An 18,659-nucleotide genomic window follows, 5' to 3' on the forward strand; every position below is an offset into this window, starting at 1 on the left:
CCATGTGGATCGAATGGACGCTCGCAGTCCGGTTCCTGCGCGAGGGGCGCATCCAGAGCGCGCTGATCCTGGTCGGGATTGCGGTCGGGGTCGCGGTCATTGTGTTCCTGACCGCGCTGATCACCGGCCTGCAGTACAACATCATCGACCGCACCCTGGGCACTCAGGCGCATATCCGGGTGCTGCCGCCGGATGAAGTCAACCGGGTGTTTCCGCCATCCGCAGGCGTGGTGCAACTGATACTGGAGACGCCGCGCGCCCAGCGGCTGCGCTCTATCAACAACTGGCAGCAGGTGCGCGATGCGCTGGACCTGTTGCCCGACGTCACCGCGGTGTCGCCGGTGGTTTCCGGGCCAGCGCTGGCCCGTCGCGGCGAGGCCGTGGAATCCGTCGCACTGGTCGGCATCGACGTGGCGCGCTACACACGGATCCTGCCGCTGCGCGATGACATCATCGCCGGCCAGTTGCGGGTGGGTGCGGGCGATGCGGTGATCGGCAGCCAGCTGGCGCATGACCTGGGCGTGGGCGTGGGCGACAAGCTTCGGCTCGATGCCGGGCAGGGCGGCGGCAGCGTGGTGAACATCGCCGGCATCTTCGAGCTTGGCGTGCGTGAGCTGGATGCACGTTACGTCTACCTGGACATGAAGCAGACCCAGTCGCTACTGGATCTGCCGGGTGCGGCGACCGTCATCGACGTCACCGTGCGCGACATCTTCGCCGCCGACACGGTGGCCGCGCGAATTGCGCGCCTGACCGGTTTGAAGGCCGAAAGCTGGATCGAAACCAACGGGCAGTTGATGAACGCGCTCAAGTCGCAAAGTCTGTCGACGCAGATGATCAGTTTCTTCGTGGCGGTGTCGGTCGCACTGGGGATCGCCAGCGTGCTGTTCGTGAGCGTGATCCAGCGCACGCGCGAGGTCGGCATCCTGCGCGCGATGGGTATCACCCGTCGGCAGATGTTGTGGGTGTTCCTGATCCAGGGCGGCCTGTTTGGACTGGCGGGTTCGCTAATCGGCGGCCTGTCGGGCTACGGGATGGTGTGGCTGTTCAACAACCTCGGCCCGGGCCTGTTCTACATTCCATTGAACCCGATATTGTTGCTGGCGGCATCCGTGCTGGCGACCCTCACCGGCATCATTTCCGCTGCAATCCCGGCCCGCCGCGCGGCGCGCATGGACCCGGTACAGGCGATCCGCAATGCCTGAGTCCACGTCACCCGTATTGCGCCTGCAGGGACTGCGCAAGTCCTACAACGTGGGGCAGCCGAATGAGGTGGAAGTGCTGCACGGGTTGGACATGAGCCTTGCACGCCACGACTTTGCCGCGCTGGTCGGCGCTTCGGGCTCAGGCAAAAGCACGCTGCTCAACATCATCGGCCTGCTGGACGTGCCCACCGCGGGCGAGCTGTTCCTGCTGGGCGAGCCGACTCGCGACATGGACGATGCGCGGCGCACCGCGCTGCGCGGCAGTGCGATCGGCTTCGTGTTCCAGTTCCATCACCTGATTCCAGCCTTCACCGCGCTTGAAAACGTGCTGATGCCGCTCATGATCGCCAAAGGCAGGCCATCCGCCGCCGACACCGACATGGTCCGTAGCCTGCTGGCGGAAGTCGGCATGGAAGGATTCGCCGATCGCAAACCAGGTGAGCTGTCTGGTGGCCAGCAGCAGCGTGTCGCAGTTGCACGTGCCCTGGTCACCCGGCCGGCATTGCTGCTGGCCGACGAACCCACCGGCAACCTGGACAGCCAGTCGGCCGATGATGTGTTTGCACTGTTCCGTCGCTCGAATGAAAAGTTCGGCTGCGCGGTGCTGCTGGTGACCCACGATACCCGCATTTCACAGGCCTGCGACCGCGTCGTGACCCTGCGCGACGGGATGATCGCGCAGGATTGATCGGCAGCGCCGGCACACACCAAGTCCACCTCGTTCGTGATGTTTTTGTCAGTTGAGGCGTGCCCGCGGGCGCCATCTCCCATTGCGGACCTGGTCGCGCTCAATCCGGCATTGCCCGGATTGCCGTTTGGCTCTCGAGCCCGGCAAGCTCACGTCGGCACGACGTTGCCGTCGCTAGGATACTGAGCCATCACCATCAGCAAGGGAGCGCCGCCGGCATGATCAAGTGGGCCATCATTTTTGCCATCATCGGCGTGATTGCCGGCGTGCTCGGCTTCGGCGGGATCGCCGGTGGCGCGTTCGGCATCGCGAAATTCCTGTTCTGGGCGGCGATCATCATTGCCGTGGTGCTGTTCTTGCTGGGCGTGACGATCTTCAAGAAAGTGACGTAGCCTTCATCGCACCTGTCAGAGCACCTCGCGCCGGCTCAGTTGCCAGGTCATCGCGACCAGTGCAACGCAGCCGCCTGCAAAGCCGAGCAGCAAGGTCAGTTGGGCGCGAGAGGGATCAGATGCGAGCTGGTTGACCGGGATCTGCCACGGCAGGAACACGCCGATCTTGGCCGAGGTCGCGACCACTGCGAAAAAGGTGCCGCCGATCCCGGCTGCCAGCGCGGGCACGAAATTGACGTAGCGCAACGCGATCCACAGCTGTACGGCGACTAGCAGCCACGCGGCCAGGAAAATGCGACCGAGCAACAACAGATAGGTGGCGATATCAGGTGCACCGCTTGCGGCGACGGTAGGTTTCCACCAGCCTGCCGCTTGCACCGCGAGCCAGGTCATCAGCGCCAGCGCCATGCTCATCAACAGCACGATGCCAAGCACGCTCGCCGCTTTGGCCGCATACAAATGCCAGCGTGGCAGTGGCAATGCGCGCAAGTGATCCCACGTGCGCGGCCCGTGCTCGGTGTGCGCGACCAGTGCAGTCAACGCGGTGACGCTCATCGGCAGCATGAAAAACGCCCAGATCGCTGCGGACGACTGCAGGGTCATCTGCCAGGTCATCGCCTTGTCCATGCGCAGCAGGTTGAAGAAAACGAACACTGCGATCGGCAGCGGTGCGACCACTGCCAGCAGCAGGGCCAGCGAGCGGCGCAGTTTGTAGGCTTCGACGGCGAGGGCAGTCGTGAATCGGGGCGAAAGCGGGGATGCCATGGCGGGCTCCGGGTCAGGGCTGTGCAGGGGCAGGCGCGACGGATAGCGCAGCCTGGCGATACAGGGTTTCGAGCGTGCGCTGCCGGGGGGCGAGTGCATGGATATGGATGCCGGCGACGCACAAAACGCGGTTGAGCGCAGCGGTGCCGGTACGCACTTCCTCGCCGGGTGCGAAGCGGGCCACCAGCGCATCGTCGGCATGCACGACGTTGAAACCATGCTCACGCGCGATGGCCATGGCGCGCTCGGGCGTGTCGGTTTCAACTGCGACTTCGGACGCCAGGCCAGCCTTGAGTTCGTCCAGCGCGCCTTCCAGGACCAGCCGGCCATGGCTGAGGATGCCGATGTGGGTCGCGGTCTGTTCGATCTCGCCCAACAGATGGCTGGACAGCAGCACCGTGGCGCCAGTACGGGCAGGCAGCTCGCGCAAAAATCCGCGCATGTCGGCGATGCCCTCGGGGTCCAGCCCATTGGTGGGTTCATCCAGGATCAGCACTGGTGGCGCGCCGAGCATGGCGCGGGCCAGGCCCAGGCGCTGGCGCATCCCCAGCGAATAATCAGCGACGCGGCGGCGGCCGTGCACGGTGAGTTCGGTCACCTCCAGCACGCGGTCGACTTCGTTGGCAGGCAGGCCCAGCAAGCGCCGGCTCAGGTCTAGGTTCTCTCGGCCGGCCAGGTTCGGGTAGAAGCCCTGTGCTTCCAGCAATGCACCGACCTTGCGTGCGGCGCCAATGCGATCGCTGGCAATGTCGATGCCGGCCACCCATGCGCTGCCGGCATCGGGGCGCAGCAGACCAAGCAGCAATTTGATCGTGGTGGTCTTGCCGGCGCCGTTACGTCCGAGGAAGCCATAGATGCTCCGTTCCGGTACCGTCATGCCGACATGGTCGACTGCGGTGTGGTCGCCGAAGCGGCGGGTGAGGCCTTGGGTTTGGATGGCGTGCGTCATGGCGGCTTATGCGTTAAATTTAATTAAGACATAAAGTAATTCAAAAAAAAACTTTAAGTCAAGGTTAAACTTCATCTTGCCCCGATGCACCGCAATGAGCGATCTGCCAATGACCATGCCCGACCGATTCCGTGCCCAGTGCCGACTGCTGCGCATCGCCACCCTGGTGGTGTTCCTTGGTCTGGCGTTGATGCTGTCGCTGGGCTTGATCGGCCTTCCGAGCTTGCACATGCAGGCCTTGCCAAGCGGCAATGGCCCCCGCGAAACCCTGCTGATGCTGGTACCCGGGTTGCCCGCGCTCGGCTACCTGTGGGCATTGTGGGCAGTGCAGCGCGCGCTGGCCGATCTTGCCGGCGGGCGCCTGTTCCATCCGACCGTGGCACGGGCGATGCGGCAGATAGGCATCGGCGTGCTGGTCGGCGCCCTGTTCAACGTGTTCGCGGTGACCAACCTGACCCGGATGATCCTGGGCGGACATGGCAGCTATCTGTATTTCGACCTGTCGGGCATCGTGCTGGGCGTGGTCGGCGCAGCGCTGATCCTGCTCGCGCGCCTCGTCGACCAGGCGCGGGCGCTGCAAGCCGAACTGGACGAGATCCTCTGATGCCGATCCGGGTGACCCTGGACGAGATGCTGGCCCGTCGCGACTTGAGGGCACGCGAACTGGCGGCACGAGTCGGCATCAGCGAGACCCAGATGTCGCTGTTCCGCAGCGGCAAGGTCAAGGGGATTCGTTTCCGCACGCTGGCCAAATTGTGCGCAGTGCTCGAGTGCACGCCAGGCGACCTGCTGGACTACGACTACATCGCGGATGACCTGCAGGGTGTCGACACCGACTGAACCAGTTGCAAAGCCCGGCTGTCAGCAGCGCCGCTTGTGGAAATACACCTTCTCGGCTGCCCAGCGCAGCGGTGGCGAATGCAGCAGCAGGTCGAACGGCCAGTCGAATTGCAGGCGGTCGTAGGCCCAGCGCAGGGCTTTTTTGGTGCGGAAGCGCGGCGCGGCATCGATCGCGACCAGTTCCGGCGGCGGTCCGTTGTCGCGCACGTGCGAGGCGATGGCGCGCCCCACCGTCCAGCCGTGGTCCCATGCGGCATGAATGCCACCGGCAGTGACTGGCGACACGATGCCGGCGGCATCGCCGGTGAGGATCGCGCGATCACGTGCAAGCACCGACACCGGCCCGCTGCACGGGATCAGGCCGGCGCGGGTTGGACCTGGGCTGAGATGGCGGGGCAGGCCCCCCGCCATGCCCACGCGCAGCAAGAATCCATCAATGTCCGGCACGCGCGCGTTGGCAGGATCGTGGCGCAGGGCCAGACCAGCCTGCACGCCGGTGGGATTCTGCGCCAGCCAGCCGATGTAGCCCGGTGCATAGCGCTTGCTGATGAAGCAGTGCAGGGCATCGGGCATGGCCAGGCGTGAGCCCGGGAATTCGTATTCGATGCCGTACAGGAATTGGCGCACTTCACCCAGGCCACAACGCCGCGCCACCCGTGAGCGCGCGCCGTCTGCTCCGACCAGGTAACGCGCGGTACCGGCGCCGTGGACCTGCCAGCCATGGGCGATGCGTTCGGCATCCGTGAATGCACAGCCCAGGCGCAGGTCTACGCCATGCGCGCGCATCGTCTCGGCCAGCCAGCGCATGACCGCGGGCGTGTCGGTGCCCAGGAAGTAGTAGCCGGGCGCGGCCAGCGCCACTTGCTTGAGGCTGGGTGCGTACAGGTGCACCGCCTCGATGCGCCGGGTCATGTGTGCGGGCAGTCGATGCAGCAGGGTGTGCTCGGCGGCTTCCTTGACGATGATGCCGGTGGTGCGCAGTTTGTCGCCAGGGTCGCGTTTGCGCTCCAGCACGCAGACGCGCAGACCGCGCTGCGCCGCGGCGATTGCGCAAGCAGTACCCGCAAAGCTGGCACCGACGATGACGACATCGAAATCGAATCCTGATCCTTCCTTCGCTGAATTGACTTGCATGCTGTTCCCGACGGCTGGCTCGGTCACACGATGCGTGCCATCGGTGCGCTGGCGATGGTGGTTGCGTGAAGTGGATTTGAAGTTCAGCGCATCCCGGAATGCGTTGCGGACGCATCACAATGCAACGGTTGTATTGCACATTATCCGGTGATGATTTTCGGCATGGCTTATCCTGCATGGCTTGCGGGTCAGTGCAGTCCGGATCTGGATGCGATGTGCAGGGAGCACCTTGATGCGACGCCATACGCTTGTTCTTCTTTCATTGCTGATGCTCGTTGTTCCGCTGGTCGCGAGCGCCCAGCAGGGCGCAGCGTTCGTGATGGAACAAACCTACTGGGTCAAGCCGGGCAAGACCAACCAGTTCATCGCGCTGTTCAAGAAGAACAAGTTGCCGGGATTACAGGCGGAGAAGACCAAGGGTCGCGTCCTCTGGATCCGCATGGCGCAGCCACGGACCAGCGCCGGCAACGAGCAGTGGGATTTCCGGGTGACGGTAGGTTGGCGTGATGCGCAATCGGCCTGGGGCTACGAGGAACCCGCGCGTCCAGCGAACGGCAACGGCCGTGATGCGCAACGCCTGTCCATCGAGGACACGTTGAGCGAGGAATTGATCGTTGAACGGACCGATGTGCTTGTTCAGGAATCGGCGGAATGATCGCATCCGGTGCCCTGCCAGCGGTATCGGATGCGCGCTCTGGTATTCGAAGGCAACCACGGCAGCTCAGCCTGTAACGAAGCAAGGCCTCAGCTTGCCTACAGCCACGTTTGTTATGTTGGGTGGCATAAGCTGGCCATGTGCAATGCATTGCATACCGGCGTAATCAGCATCCAGACATTCAGGGAGTAGTCAATGGCAGCAAAGGACACGAAGACGATCACTGCAGAAATCTCCGCCCACATCAAGAAACAAGGCGGCCAGATGGGTTCCTGGTATGTCGGCACGGCATCGCGCGTCAAGCCTCGCCTGTATGGCGAGCATCTGGTGCCGAAGGCCAAGCACTGGTACATCTGGCGCAAGGCGATGTCGGCGGACGATGCGGCCGCACTGGAAGCAGCATTCCACGGCTTGGGTTGCGATGGCACTGAACGAGAGAAAGACGACAACGCGCGTCATGTCTATGCCTACCTGAAGACGTCGGCGACCAAGCCATAACAGCGGCACGCGGCGTCGAAAGCAGATAGTCGAGGGGATGGCATGGACTGCGAGGTGGTCCAGCCGTCCTCTTTTCATTTCGATACCATGAGTCCACGCTTTCCAAGATCACCATCAAACGAAACAGGGGGCTTCATGAAGCACTACCCGTTCGTCGTTGCGCTCGCCGCATGCATGGCGCTTGCACCCTGTCCCGTCCGCGCGTTCTTGTCTGTTTCTGCCGCGTCATTCGTCGAGGATGGCCAAGCCGCATCGCCGGAGCCGGCCAACCGGGCGGAAATGCAGTCGATGCAGATCCCCAGCCATGGCGCGCAGTTGAATGCATTGATGTATGTCGCAGCCGGCGCCAAGCCACATCCGACGGTGATCCTGCTGCACGGCTTCCCCGGTAACGAGCGCAACCTGGACCTGGCCCAGGACATACGGCGTGCGGGCTGGAATGTCCTGTACTTCAACTACCGCGGCGCATGGGGCACGCCGGGCGAGTTCTCGTTCGCCAACAGCATCGAGGACACTGCATCGACGATTGCTTATTTGCGCCAGCCCGAGGTGGCGAAGTCGTTGCGCGTGGATCCGGGCCGTATTGTCCTGATCGGGCACAGCATGGGTGGCTTCATGGCCGTGCAGGGCGCGGCCAACGATCCGAAGATCAGGGCCTTCGCCACCATTTCCGCCGCAGACATGCCTGGCTACATGCGCTTGCTGCTCAGCCAGAAGCCGCGCGATGAAGCCGTCTCAGCGATGGCTGCCGGCTTGGCGCAAGAAGGCATGGCGCCGCTGGCAGGATGTACGCCGGAAGGCCTCGCCAATGAACTGGCCATGCACACGGCCGGATGGCCGTTCATGGACCAGATTGACACGTTGAAGAATCGCAACGCATTGGTCATCACGTCCGATGATGGGCTGGCAGCGTCCAATTCCGGATTCGTTGCCGCGCTGATGCAAGCCGGCGATACCCATGTCACCGCCATGCACCTGTCGACCGACCACGCCTATTCGGACAAACGGGTCGAATTGTCGAAGGCCGTGCTCGATTGGCTGGCCACGCTGAAGTAGCAATAGCCGTGGCGGCTTACATCTACATTATTTGCGTGCGATGCGGACATGGCATGGCGAGGCATGAAATCGATGCACCCCGGGTTCGGATGCGCTAGCGTAGGCAACTCCTCCTCAAAGCTTGCCGACTGCATGGCCACTCCCGCACAACGTTTCACACCCGCACAGCGCCGCCTGCATTGGTTGATGGCATTGCTGGTAGCCATCGCCTATGTGCTGATCGAGCAACGTGGCCTGTTTTCCCGGGGCAGTGTGGGACGTACGTTCATGATGCAGGGCCATTTCTGGACCGGCCTGACCATCTTCGGACTGGCCTGCTGGCGCTTGCTGATACGTCGTCGCCATGGGGCACCGCCGGTGACGCCTGCACTGGATCGCTGGAATGCGCTCGCGGCCATAACGCTGCACGTGGCGCTGTATCTGTTCTTCCTGGTCCAGCCGCTGCTGGGATTGGCGACGGCATGGTCGGACGGCAAGGCCGTGCTGATTCCGTTTACCAGCATCCCATTGCCGGCGCTGTTGGCAGAGAACAAGGACCTGGCGCATACCCTGGAATACCTGCACGTCACCATCGGCAACCTCTTCTACTGGGTGATCGGCATCCACGTGCTTGCTGCCCTGTGGCACCACCTGATACGCAAGGACAACACCCTGAAACGCATGCTCTAGGGTTGTCGCGTGGCGGTCGCGTCCCGCACTTCGGGATCTTGCAACAGGCGGCCGTCGGCATCGACCAAGAGCCTCACGCGTTGATCGCCCAAGTAGAAGCTTGCGCGATAGGCACCGGCATCCTCGCCGGTGCCGCGCTCGCACAGCACACGGATTTTGCCGGTGTCGAGCAATCGCTGGAACTCGGCGGGAACCAGACCAAGCCCGGGCGCGATCAACGCCGAATCGATTTCGATGGAAGGCAAGGCAACTCTTCTGGTTGGATTCAGCCTGAATGTATGCATCTGGATCGGACCGTGATTTCGGGATTCCAGCATGACCTTGATGCTGCTGATGGCCATTGACATGGATCAGCCGTCGTCCAGATCCATGTTTGGCCGCAGCAAGGCAGAGGTTGCACCAGCTAACGCCTCGTTCCCAGCACGCCATCCAGCGCAAGTTCTGCCTTGAATCCGGCTTTCTCCAGTCGTTTCTGGACTTCGCGTGGCACATCGCGGCCGCTGGTGAGCTTGTTCGGACTGCCGGTGTAGTGGAACAAGCGACCACCGCGACGCAGCACCCGCGCCAGCTGATCGTAGAACGATTGTGAATACAACTCGCCGGCGATGCCGAAGCGCGGTGGATCATGCAGCAGCGCATCGACGCTGGTGTCGGGGATATCCAGGATGGCCGCCGTTACATCAGCATGGGTGAGTTGCAAGCGGCCACTGCTGCTGGGCGCGTCCGGATCCGGTGACCACGGGTTGAGCGTGCGGAGCCACAACACGTCGGCGTTCTTCTCGAACGAATGGATTTGTGCCACGTCGGCATCCAGACAGCAGGCGGCGAAATAGCCCAGCCCGCCGCAGGTGTCCAGGATGATCTTGCCGCGCGGTTGCACCAGCGCCACCTTGCGCCGCGCGTCGTCGAGCGGCGATTCCTTCGAGGTCGGCAGCATCTTGATGCCGTCGATCTCGAAGGTCGGCGTGTCCCATTGGGTGGGTACCAGCTTGATCAGCGACCCGGCATAGCGCGACACTGGCGTGAAATCTTTGCCATCCTGGTAGTAGATCGTGCGGTCCTTGAGCTTGGCCGGGTAGGGATGGCACTGGCCGCGCCACGCCCAAGCCTCCGCGTGCAGCGTGACATCGTCATTCGACATGCCGAGGTCGAACGAGCCGTTCCAAGTGGCGGCGCCGGCATCGCGCGCAGCGAGCAAACCATCGGCGACGGCATGGGTCAGCAGTGGGCCGGAATAGCGCGGCATCGATGCGGCGGGTTCAAAAAAGGACGGTTCAGGGTACAGCGGCGCAAGGACATTGCGCATGCCTGCGGTCCGTTGTGGCGATTAACAGCGTGGATGCCGACCACGATCAAGGATTGCTGCAACAATACACGCCCCTTCTGCGTCGCCAGCGCCCGCCAAACTCCCCCGATCTTATGAAGACCCCAGAAGCCCTGCAGGCGCTGATCGATGACGGCGTCATCGACGAAGTGCTGCGCCCGCTCAAGAGTGGCAAGGAAGCCGCGGTATACGTGGTCCGCAGCGGCGACGATGTGCGTTGCGCAAAGGTCTACAAGGACATGGCGCAACGCAGTTTCAAGCAGCGCACGCAATACCAGGAAGGGCGCAAGGTGCGCGGTAGCCGGCAAGCGCGGGCGGTAGGCAAGGCCAGCAAGTACGGTCGCAAACAGGAGGAAACTGCCTGGAAGAACACCGAGGTCGATGCGCTGTACCAGCTGCGCGATGCCGGCGTTCTGGTGCCCGAGCCCTATGGCTATTTCCATGGCGTGCTGGTGATGGAACTGGTCACGGATGCCGGCGGTTTCTCGGCGCTGCGGCTGGGCGAGGTCGAACTCAGTGCTGATGAAGCCCGCGACTATCACCGGATCCTGGTGCGGCAAGTGGTGCTGATGCTGTGTTGCGGCCTGATCCACGGCGACCTGTCGGCCTACAACGTGCTGGTCGGGGAAAACGGTCCGGTGGTGATCGATTTCCCGCAGGTGGTCAGCGCCGCCGGCAACAACGCGGCGCGCCAGATGCTGCTGCGTGACGTCAACAATCTCACCGCGAGCCTGGGCCGTTGGGCGCCTGACCTGCTGGAGACCTGGTATGGCGAGGAACTCTGGGCCTTGTTCGAGGCGGGCGCGTTGCAACCCGATTCCGAGTTGACCGGCATGTTCGTGCAGGATGAATCCACGATTGACCTGGACAGCGTGCGCCACGCAATCAACGATGCGCGCGAAGAAGCCCTGATACGTGAGCAGGGTCGGCAGGCCAAGGCGGAAGCCGAAGCAGAAGGCTAGCGGCTTGCTGTTCGTGCGGTTGGTGGGTCAACGCTGTCGATTGTTTGCGATACTTGGCCGATGAACAGACTTCTGCTTGGCTTGATTGCTTTGGGCTGCGTGTTCCTTTCCTTCGCCATCAATGCACCAGCGCACGCGGCCGAGCCGCAGGCGCAGTCAATGCGCACGATTGTGCTGGTGCGTCACGGCAATTACGTGGCAGACCCTGCCATCGACGAGAAGATCGGCCCGTCCCTGTCGCCGCTTGGCGTGGCGCAGGCGCAGCTTGCGGGTGCTGCGCTGATGGGCTTGCCTGTGCATTTCGATCATCTCTATGCCAGTCCTATGCAGCGTGCGCGCGATACCGCTGCGGTCATTGCCGGCGATTTTCCGGGTCGCGGTTTCGAAGTCATCGACGATCTTGCCGAGTGCACGCCACCGACCCGCCGCACCGAGATCAGCAAGGACGACAAGCCCGCCGAGCTTGCCGCCTGCAAGCAGAAACTCGATCGTGTGTTCACTCGTTTCTTCAAGCCGGCCACGGCAGGCGACCAGGCCGACATGCTGGTCTGCCACGGCAACGTGATCCGCTATCTGGTTACACGTGCGCTTGGCGTCGACACCACGGCATGGCTGGAGATGTCGGTGGGCCATGCCAGCATCACCACGATCCGCATCGAAGCCGATGGCCGCTTGAAGGTGATTGCAGTCGGCGATGTCGGCCATATACCGCCGAACATGCGCACCGGCACGACTGGAGATCCCAGGCGAAGCCTGGCAATTCCAGAATTGCGCGAGATGCCCGAGATCGAACCAGCCCATTGAATGCCATGCGCAAGTTTGATTGCGCGGAGTCCGGAGGTCACATCACATGACGAACGTTTCCCGCTGTCCGATCGGTACCCCAGGCCAGCCGTGGGGCAATGCCGAGAAGGCCGAATGGCGCGCAAGCCAACGCGTGCAGCGCAGCTACGCCGATGAAGTGGTGGCAATCATCGATTGCCTGCGCACCGATTTCGATGTCGAGCAGTATGGCGAACTGGATTACCCGGCGGGGCGCTTTCCGCTGTATGCGATCCGGAGTCGCGATTGGCAGAACGATCTGCCGATCATGTTGGTGACGGGTGGCGTGCATGGTTACGAAACTAGTGGCGTGCACGGCGCACTTCAGTTCGTCGAGCGACACGCCGCCGACTTTGCGGGTCGGATCAACCTGCTGGTGGCGCCCTGCGTCAGTCCATGGGGTTACGAGCGGATCCAGCGCTGGAACTCCGATGCGTTAGATCCCAACCGTTGCTTCTACACTGATACTCCGGCGCAGGAACCAGCTGCCTTGATGCAATTGATCGCACCGCTCCGCGAGCGTGTAGTCATGCACATCGACCTGCATGAAACCACCGACAGTGATGAGTCGGAATTCCGCCCTGCACTTGCCGCGCGCGATGGCAAGCCGTTTGAACCCGGCCTGATTCCTGATGGCTTCTACCTGGTTGATGATAGCGAAGCCCCGCAGCCCGCATTCCAGCAGGCGATGATTGACGCGGTTTCCAAAGTCACCCATGTCGCGCCGGCCGATGCCAGCGGCGAAATCATTGGCTCACCCGTGGTCGCGCCAGGCGTCATCGAATATGCACTGGTGCCACTGGGCCTGTGTGCCGGCATCACCGGCGCGCGTTTCAAGACCGTCACTGAGGTCTATCCCGATAGCCCGCGCGCAACGCCGCAACAGTGCAACGACGCGCAGGTGGCGGCGGTGTGCGCCGGCATCGAGTACGCGCTGGGGCATCGTTAGAAACTTTGCGAGCAGACGGGCACGCCGTCGACAGATGATGTGGTTGGGCTAGAACCGTTCGCCAACCGGCAGGTAACGCCATTGGCCCGGCGGCATCGCGCCATCGGGACCCTTGCCGATCGGTACCTTGCCGATCCGCAAGCGCCGAATCGCCACGACATCGAGCCCGACTTGCGCGCACATGTCGCGTAGCTGATCACCTTGAACGCCCTTGATCGCGATACGCAGGCGAATTTCGTTCTGCCAACTGACCTTGCACGGCGGTAACGCGCGGCCGTTGTAGTGCAGACCGTGATTAAGTTTGCGCAAGCCGTAGGGTGCGATCTCGCCGCTGACCTCGACCAGGTATTCGTGTTCGATCTCGTCGCCGTCCTCGCTCAGCCGGCGCCACACGCGGCCATCCTGGGTCAACACCATCAAGCCGGTGGCCTCGGCATCCAGCGATACCAGCGGGGTCAATCGATGGAAATGGCGCTGCAGCGGGCGAATGCCGGACGGGTCATCGGCCCATTGCGTTTCCGGCGTGACCAGCGCCGCAGCCGGATTCGCGCCGCTGATCGCATCGAAGCCGGCAGGTTTGTGCAGCAGGATGGTCGCCGGTTCCACCGGCTCCAGGCGCGCGCCGCCGTGCAATTCGACCAGCTCGACGGTGACCGGATGTTGCGGCGCTTCGACCACAACGCCGTCGACCGTGACCCAGCCATTGCGGATGTAGTGCTCGGCGTCGTCGCGCGAACAGCCGAACAGCTGGGCAACGCGATGGGCAAGGCGCATCGGTTCGGGGATGAGGGCGGGCATCGGAAAAATCGCTGGGTAGGGGAGGCAGTGTAGCGGCCTGTGCCCATGTGCCTGCCCAGATTGCAACCGAACCATGGATTCGGCCTAATCGACGCTTGGAGCAGGCGAAGGGACAGGGATGCCAAAGCGTATCGGGTGGATGTGTGGCAGGCGTGTGGTGATGAATACCGGAGGCCAGCAAACGAGGCTTCGCGGCATGCTGCTGGTGTTGGGCTTGCTATGGGCCGGATGTGCGTTCGCGGTGGAGCCCGTCCAGGTTCCGGATCCCGACTCCAGCCTTGCGCGCGTGCATGCGGGTAGGGACGATGCCTATCGTGCGGTTGTGGCTGAGTTCGATGCCGCGATTCGCGCCGCACCGGACAATCCGGCGCTGGCCGTGTCCAAATGCCGGTTCATCCGCCAATTCACTGATGAGGACTATGACCCGGTCGACGCCGCACCAGCGGATTTCGAAGCCTGCAGCAAGGCGATCAAGGCGCGCTGGCCACACGACCCCAATGTCCAGTTGTTTGACCTTGAACAGGTTTGGGGTGATGAGGCCATCACTCTGGGCGACAAGCTGGTGCGCGAAGCTGTTGCATGGCCGCCCGCGTTGCGCCGGCAACTGCTGACCAAGGTTTCGGTGGCCTACGAGAATCAGGACGATGCCAGCGTGCGCGGTGGCGAGCTGGCGGTCATGGCTGCAAAGCTGGGCGAAGCGTCGCGCGTCGCCAGTGCGGTGACTTACCTGGTTGAAACCGACAAGCAAGCGCAAGCCGAGGCATTGCTGCGCCAGGCACCTGCTGCCACCACTGCATTGCAGGCCAAGCAGCGCGTCACCGCTGCATTGGCTTTGCCGGATCGGATGGCAGCGCTTGCCGAACTGCGTCGCTACAAGGATGCAGGGTTCGAGATGGATGCGGTGGTAGCGGCCAAGGCACAGTTGCGTGCCGGCGATATCCCCGCGGCACGCAAGTTGCTGGACACCCCTGCATCAACACCAGCGCTGAAGGACGCCAGGTTCGAAGCCGCATTGGCTGCCGGCGACATGAAGGCGGCAGCGGCGCAAATCAGCCTCGACGACAGTTCAGATTTCCCGATGGCCATGCAGCGGGCTGCCCTTGTGGCGAATCGGTCGCCAGCGGCGCTGTTATCCGCCGCAATGCTGTTGATGCTGCTGGTGATGGTCATGGTGCTGGCCTTGATGGCGCTGGCGCCAGGGCTTGTGCTGTTGCCGGTCCACTATCGCGGGATGGTGCGCCGCGTGCGCGGCAAGCTCGCGGTTCCGTTGTTCGATGGCATCAATCTTCGCCATGCCTGGCTGGGCGCCGCCGTCGCGATCTGCGTTCCGATGATGGTGGCGCTGGTGGTCGCGCCGGGTTCGGTGGCGACGATGTTCGGGGGCGACGAGCTTCCAGACAAACAGGCGCTGTTGCGGATCACGCTGTGGGGTTCTGTGGCGGGCTTGCTGCTGTTGCTTCCCTGCATGCGCAGGTTGGGCTGGCGCACGCTGTTCGGCGATCGCGTGGTGTGGCGGAGCTGGTGGCGGGTATTGCTGGCCTGGGCGATCCTGATCGCGGTCAGCATGGCGGTCACCGCCTGGAACCGGAATGCCGGAGACACCAGCACCGCGCAGACCAGGATGGTCGATTCGCTGGTGGGTGGTGGCGTTGAACAATACGGGCTGGCCATGACCTTGCTGCTGATGGCGGTGCTGGTCCCGATCTACGAAGAACTGGTGTTTCGCGGCTTGCTGATGGGAGGCATGACCGCCCATATCGGATTTGGCTGGGCCAACCTCATCCAGGCGCTGCTGTTCGCCCTCGTGCACGGTGACAGTCCGCGTTTCGTGTTCTACCTGACGCTTGGACTGCTTTCGGGCTGGTTGGCCAGGAAGTCCAGATCGCTCGGCCCCGGCATCGCATTGCATGGCGCCAACAACGCGCTGGCGACGTTGATTCGGTTTGCCGGTGCGGGATAGAACAGACAGTGTGGCGAGCATGGTGAATTCCATGCTCGCCAATGCATTCAGTACAAGCCCGGTATCTGCCCGGGCCCGTCAATTGACACTCAACCGACGCTGATCGTGCCCTTCATCATCGAGCTGTGGCCCGGGAAGCTGCAGAAGAACTCATACGGGCCAGCACCCTTGATCTTGCCGACATCGAAGGTCACCGAAGCTTTTTCGCCGCCACCGATCAGCTTGGTATGCGCAATGATCCGGGTATCGCCGGCTTTCAGATAATCACTGGCGACGCCTGCACCCATGCCTTCATTGAGGATGCCCTGCATGTCGGCGGTGGTGCTGATCACGACGTTGTGGCCCATCGCCGCGACCGGCATCTGGCCGCTGTGGGTCAGGTTGACCGTGAACTGCGCGCACGAGCTCGGCACGGTGATCGAGGATACGTTGAACTGCATCGCATCACTGCCGTCGATCGTGGTGGCGCAGTCGCTGACGACCGCGGCGCCCTTTGCATCGCTGGCAGCAACGGCGGGTGCTACAGGCGTGGTTTCAGCAGCAGGTTCCGCGGTTGGCGTGACAGGGGCTGCTTCCGTGGCGGCCGGCGTGGTTGCCGCGGGTTCCGCAGCTGGCGGATTCTTGTCGCTGCAGGCGCCCAGCGCCAGGACGCAGGCGGTTGCCAGAAGGGTGGTTCGCAGGTTGAACATGATGAAGAACTCCAGTTGTGGGGGTGAATAGTGTGGAATCAGCAATGCAAGCAGCATGTGAAAATTCGCTGCCGCATTGCCGGTCTCCATGATGGATCCGACGCCCAAGATTGGCTTTGATGCAGGTCATGTCATGGCTGGCGCAAGTCAGGGCCTGCCGCAGAGTAATCTTCCAGACCATCGAATACACAACGGTGACGCGTCATGCCGAAAATCGATCTTTCCGAAATTCATCCAACCAACGCGACCGGTTATCCGTCTGTGTATGCCGATGTCGTTGCCGGTCGCTGGTATCGGCGCCTTGCCCCCGCAACCGGGCTATCCGATTTCGGTGCCAGCCATGTGACCCTCAAGCCCGGCGCATGGTCGGCACAGCGTCACTGGCATGAAGGCGAGGACGAACTGGTCGTGATGATCATAGGCGAAGCAGTATTGGTCGACGACGATGGCGAAACCGCCATGCGTCCCGGCGATATCGTGGCTTTCCCGAAAAGTGATCGCAATGGCCACTGCCTGCGCAACGACAGCAACGCCGATTGCGTTTATCTCGCTATCGGGCGGCCGCCGGTCGGCACTTGTCATTACCCCGACATCGACATGCACTTGCCCGCTGGCGGCACGTTCACGCGCAAGGATGGTTCCGGGTTCGATTGAGCGATGTCTCAATCAAGTCCCGGATGACGGAGCAGCGTCCGTTTGCTGTTGTAATTTTCGTAGGGAGTGGTGACAGGCTGAAGCGGATGGTCCGCTGCAGTCACCTCGTCACGGAGCGCTCCATGACCTTTTCAGTACTCGCCAGGCCCCGCCGTTGCACGCACGCCGTTTGGCTTGCTGCCGTCATCGCCATGCTGTTCGGTTCCAATATTGGGTTCGCTGCCGACCATGACCGTGCGGCCATTCGCGCCGAAGTCGTCCGCCAGCACGCTACCTCGGTCAAGCGCCTGCAGGACTGGATCGCGCTGCCGTCGATCGCAGCCGAAAGCCTGAATTCGAAGGAGGGTGCCGAGTACATGGCGAAGCTGGCGCGCGATGCCGGTTTCCAGCATGTGGAGATTGTCCAGACCGATGGCAAGCCGGGCGTATTCGCGACCCTGGACGCGGGCGCGAAAACAACCGTCGGCCTGTACTTCATGTATGACGTCAAGCAGTTCGATACGGCCGAATGGAGTTCCCCGCCGCTTGAAGCCCGCATCGTCGACAAGCCCGGCCTCGGCAAGGTTGTCATGGGCCGCGGTGCGGTCAACCAGAAGGGCCCGGAGTCGGCCTTGCTGGCGGCGTTGCATGCGATCAAAGCAGCCAACCAAGCCATGCCGGTAAACCTGGTGTTGGTTGCCGAAGGCGAGGAGGAGATCGCTTCGCCGCATTTCAGCCAGGTAGTGCAGCGGCCCGATATTTCGGCGGCACTGTCGAAGACCGTTGGCGTGTTCATGCCTTCGGCATCGCAGGACCAGGATGGCAATGTGACCGTAAGCTTGGGCGCCAAGGGCGCGGTGGAACTGGAACTGATCGCCAGCGGTGAGAAATGGGGGCGCGGTCCATCCAAGGACGTGCACTCCTCACTGAAGGCGATGGTGGACAGCCCGGCGTGGCGGCTGGTCAAGGCGCTGGATACGCTGGTGTCGGAGGACGGCAATACCATCACGATCGAGGGCTACCCGGCGGCCCCGCCGATCAGCGCCGAAGAAAAGGCGATGGTTGCGGCGGCGGTGGCCAAGAGCAGCGAAGCGAACGCCAAGCAACGGCTTGGCGTGTCGCACTGGATCGACGACCTGTCATGGCAGGCCGCCAACGAGCGCCTGGTCTCGCAGCCCACGGTGAACATCGAGGGGCTGGTTGGTGGCTACACCGGCCCTGGTGGCAAGACCGTGCTGCCGCATCGGGCCGTGGCCAAGATCGACCTGCGGCTAGTACCGGGCATGTCCAAGGAAGCCGCGGTCGCCGCGCTGAAGGCGCATCTTGCCAAGCGCGGCTATGGCGACATCGAGGTCAACGTCAGTGGCGGCTACGGACCCACCAGCACGCGCGCGGATTCGCCATTGATCCAGGCGCAACTGGCGGTGCTGCGTAACGCTGGCCTCGACCCGATGCTGTGGCCGCGAATGGCCGGTTCCTATCCGGGCATCGTGTTCACCGGCGCGCCGTTGAACCTCGCCTCGGGCCACTTCGGGCTGGGCTATGGCACGGGCGCGCATGGGCCGGATGAGTACTACCTGATCGAGTCGGCGAACCCGAAGGTGCAGGGGTACGACGGCGCGGTGATGTCATTCGTCGACTATCTCTACGAACTGGGCAAGTAACCCACCG

Annotated in this window: 22 protein-coding genes; 15 read left to right on the plus strand and 7 right to left on the minus strand. The window is 63.0% G+C overall.

Translation table 11 applies throughout. From position 1 onward, the window contains the following. The first annotated feature begins 2 nt into the window (after positions 1–2). The 3 genes from PSV05_RS07870 to PSV05_RS07880 all read left to right on the plus strand — a co-directional run bounded on the left by PSV05_RS07870 (position 3) and on the right by PSV05_RS07880 (position 2,285). Complete coding sequence (locus PSV05_RS07870; RefSeq protein WP_300063852.1) at positions 3–1,205, plus strand: FtsX-like permease family protein; 1,203 nt, start codon at positions 3–5, stop codon at positions 1,203–1,205. After that, on the plus strand, positions 1,198–1,893 hold the full coding sequence (locus PSV05_RS07875; RefSeq protein WP_300063854.1) for an ABC transporter ATP-binding protein: 696 nt from the start codon (positions 1,198–1,200) through the stop codon (positions 1,891–1,893). Before PSV05_RS07870 ends, PSV05_RS07875 begins: the two co-directional genes overlap by 8 nt. A 218-nt stretch (positions 1,894–2,111) precedes the next feature. Then, complete coding sequence (locus PSV05_RS07880; protein ID WP_300063856.1) at positions 2,112–2,285, plus strand: DUF1328 family protein; 174 nt, start codon at positions 2,112–2,114, stop codon at positions 2,283–2,285. A 15-nt stretch (positions 2,286–2,300) separates the two neighbouring features. Here the strand turns inward: PSV05_RS07880 and PSV05_RS07885 are convergent, their stop codons facing one another. Then, on the minus strand, positions 2,301–3,050 hold the full coding sequence (locus PSV05_RS07885; RefSeq protein WP_300063858.1) for an ABC transporter permease: 750 nt from the start codon (positions 3,048–3,050) through the stop codon (positions 2,301–2,303). A 13-nt stretch (positions 3,051–3,063) separates the two neighbouring features. Then, positions 3,064–3,999 (minus strand): ABC transporter ATP-binding protein, encoded by a 936-nt coding sequence (locus PSV05_RS07890; RefSeq protein ID WP_300063860.1) that lies wholly within the window; start codon positions 3,997–3,999, stop codon positions 3,064–3,066. A 94-nt stretch (positions 4,000–4,093) separates the two neighbouring features. Between PSV05_RS07890 and PSV05_RS07895 the strand changes: the two genes are divergently transcribed. Both PSV05_RS07895 and PSV05_RS07900 read left to right on the plus strand, forming a co-directional pair. Then, positions 4,094–4,603 (plus strand): DUF2975 domain-containing protein, encoded by a 510-nt coding sequence (locus PSV05_RS07895; RefSeq protein WP_300063862.1) that lies wholly within the window; start codon positions 4,094–4,096, stop codon positions 4,601–4,603. After that, on the plus strand, positions 4,603–4,839 hold the full coding sequence (locus PSV05_RS07900; RefSeq protein ID WP_300063864.1) for a helix-turn-helix transcriptional regulator: 237 nt from the start codon (positions 4,603–4,605) through the stop codon (positions 4,837–4,839). Before PSV05_RS07895 ends, PSV05_RS07900 begins: the two co-directional genes overlap by 1 nt. Before the next feature lie 21 nt (positions 4,840–4,860). Here the strand turns inward: PSV05_RS07900 and PSV05_RS07905 are convergent, their stop codons facing one another. Continuing rightward, positions 4,861–5,973, minus strand: a complete 1,113-nt coding sequence (locus PSV05_RS07905) for an NAD(P)/FAD-dependent oxidoreductase (protein WP_300063866.1) — start codon at positions 5,971–5,973, stop codon at positions 4,861–4,863. A gap of 232 nt (positions 5,974–6,205) precedes the next feature. Here PSV05_RS07905 and PSV05_RS07910 point away from each other — a divergent pair, with 232 nt between their 5' ends. The 4 genes from PSV05_RS07910 (at position 6,206) to PSV05_RS07925 (ending at position 8,851) form a co-directional block, all read left to right on the plus strand. Then, entirely contained in the window at positions 6,206–6,628 is a 423-nt protein-coding gene (locus PSV05_RS07910; protein ID WP_300063868.1) for a hypothetical protein, read from the plus strand. 195 nt (positions 6,629–6,823) lie between these two features. Continuing rightward, entirely contained in the window at positions 6,824–7,126 is a 303-nt protein-coding gene (locus PSV05_RS07915; RefSeq protein ID WP_300063870.1) for a hypothetical protein, read from the plus strand. A 135-nt stretch (positions 7,127–7,261) separates the two neighbouring features. Beyond that, entirely contained in the window at positions 7,262–8,182 is a 921-nt protein-coding gene (locus PSV05_RS07920; RefSeq protein ID WP_300063872.1) for an alpha/beta fold hydrolase, read from the plus strand. A 132-nt stretch (positions 8,183–8,314) separates the two neighbouring features. Continuing rightward, positions 8,315–8,851, plus strand: coding sequence for a cytochrome b (locus PSV05_RS07925; protein WP_300063874.1), 537 nt, complete (start codon positions 8,315–8,317; stop codon positions 8,849–8,851). Here the strand turns inward: PSV05_RS07925 and PSV05_RS07930 are convergent. Both PSV05_RS07930 and PSV05_RS07935 read right to left on the minus strand, forming a co-directional pair. Next, positions 8,848–9,096 (minus strand): DUF6522 family protein, encoded by a 249-nt coding sequence (locus tag PSV05_RS07930; protein ID WP_300063876.1) that lies wholly within the window; start codon positions 9,094–9,096, stop codon positions 8,848–8,850. The two genes, PSV05_RS07925 and PSV05_RS07930, sit on opposite strands and share 4 nt — an antisense overlap. Before the next feature lie 158 nt (positions 9,097–9,254). Continuing rightward, a complete protein-coding gene (locus tag PSV05_RS07935; RefSeq protein WP_300065398.1) occupies positions 9,255–10,097 on the minus strand; it encodes an SAM-dependent methyltransferase in 843 nt (280 codons plus the stop codon). A 173-nt stretch (positions 10,098–10,270) separates the two neighbouring features. Here PSV05_RS07935 and PSV05_RS07940 point away from each other — a divergent pair, with 173 nt between their 5' ends. The 3 genes from PSV05_RS07940 to PSV05_RS07950 are packed head-to-tail and all read left to right on the plus strand — an operon-like array spanning position 10,271 to position 12,908. Next, positions 10,271–11,137, plus strand: coding sequence for a PA4780 family RIO1-like protein kinase (locus PSV05_RS07940; protein ID WP_300063878.1), 867 nt, complete (start codon positions 10,271–10,273; stop codon positions 11,135–11,137). A gap of 60 nt (positions 11,138–11,197) precedes the next feature. After that, complete coding sequence (locus PSV05_RS07945; RefSeq protein ID WP_300063880.1) at positions 11,198–11,941, plus strand: histidine phosphatase family protein; 744 nt, start codon at positions 11,198–11,200, stop codon at positions 11,939–11,941. Positions 11,942–11,987: 46 nt separating this feature from the next. Next, the gene (locus tag PSV05_RS07950; protein ID WP_300063882.1) at positions 11,988–12,908 is read left to right on the plus strand and encodes a M14 family metallocarboxypeptidase; all 921 of its coding nucleotides are present in this window, start codon (positions 11,988–11,990) and stop codon (positions 12,906–12,908) included. A 48-nt stretch (positions 12,909–12,956) separates the two neighbouring features. Here the strand turns inward: PSV05_RS07950 and PSV05_RS07955 are convergent, their stop codons facing one another. Beyond that, positions 12,957–13,694, minus strand: a complete 738-nt coding sequence (locus PSV05_RS07955) for an rRNA pseudouridine synthase (RefSeq protein WP_300065400.1) — start codon at positions 13,692–13,694, stop codon at positions 12,957–12,959. 172 nt (positions 13,695–13,866) lie between these two features. On the opposite strand from PSV05_RS07955, the gene PSV05_RS07960 reads away from it, so the two are divergent. After that, positions 13,867–15,666 (plus strand): CPBP family intramembrane glutamic endopeptidase, encoded by a 1,800-nt coding sequence (locus PSV05_RS07960; RefSeq protein WP_300063884.1) that lies wholly within the window; start codon positions 13,867–13,869, stop codon positions 15,664–15,666. Between the two features lie 89 nt (positions 15,667–15,755). Here PSV05_RS07960 and azu read toward each other — a convergent pair whose 3' ends face one another. After that, positions 15,756–16,445, minus strand: coding sequence for an azurin (gene azu, locus PSV05_RS15080; RefSeq protein WP_345782242.1), 690 nt, complete (start codon positions 16,443–16,445; stop codon positions 15,756–15,758). Between the two features lie 114 nt (positions 16,446–16,559). Here azu and PSV05_RS07970 point away from each other — a divergent pair, with 114 nt between their 5' ends. Beyond that, positions 16,560–17,009: a cupin domain-containing protein gene (locus PSV05_RS07970; RefSeq protein WP_300063886.1), complete on the plus strand. Its 450-nt coding sequence runs from the start codon at positions 16,560–16,562 to the stop codon at positions 17,007–17,009. A 122-nt stretch (positions 17,010–17,131) separates the two neighbouring features. Continuing rightward, positions 17,132–18,652, plus strand: coding sequence for a M20/M25/M40 family metallo-hydrolase (locus PSV05_RS07975; protein ID WP_300063888.1), 1,521 nt, complete (start codon positions 17,132–17,134; stop codon positions 18,650–18,652). Positions 18,653–18,659 lie beyond the last annotated feature (7 nt).

Source organism: Thermomonas sp. (assembly GCF_029945965.1).
GTDB lineage: Bacteria > Pseudomonadota > Gammaproteobacteria > Xanthomonadales > Xanthomonadaceae > Thermomonas.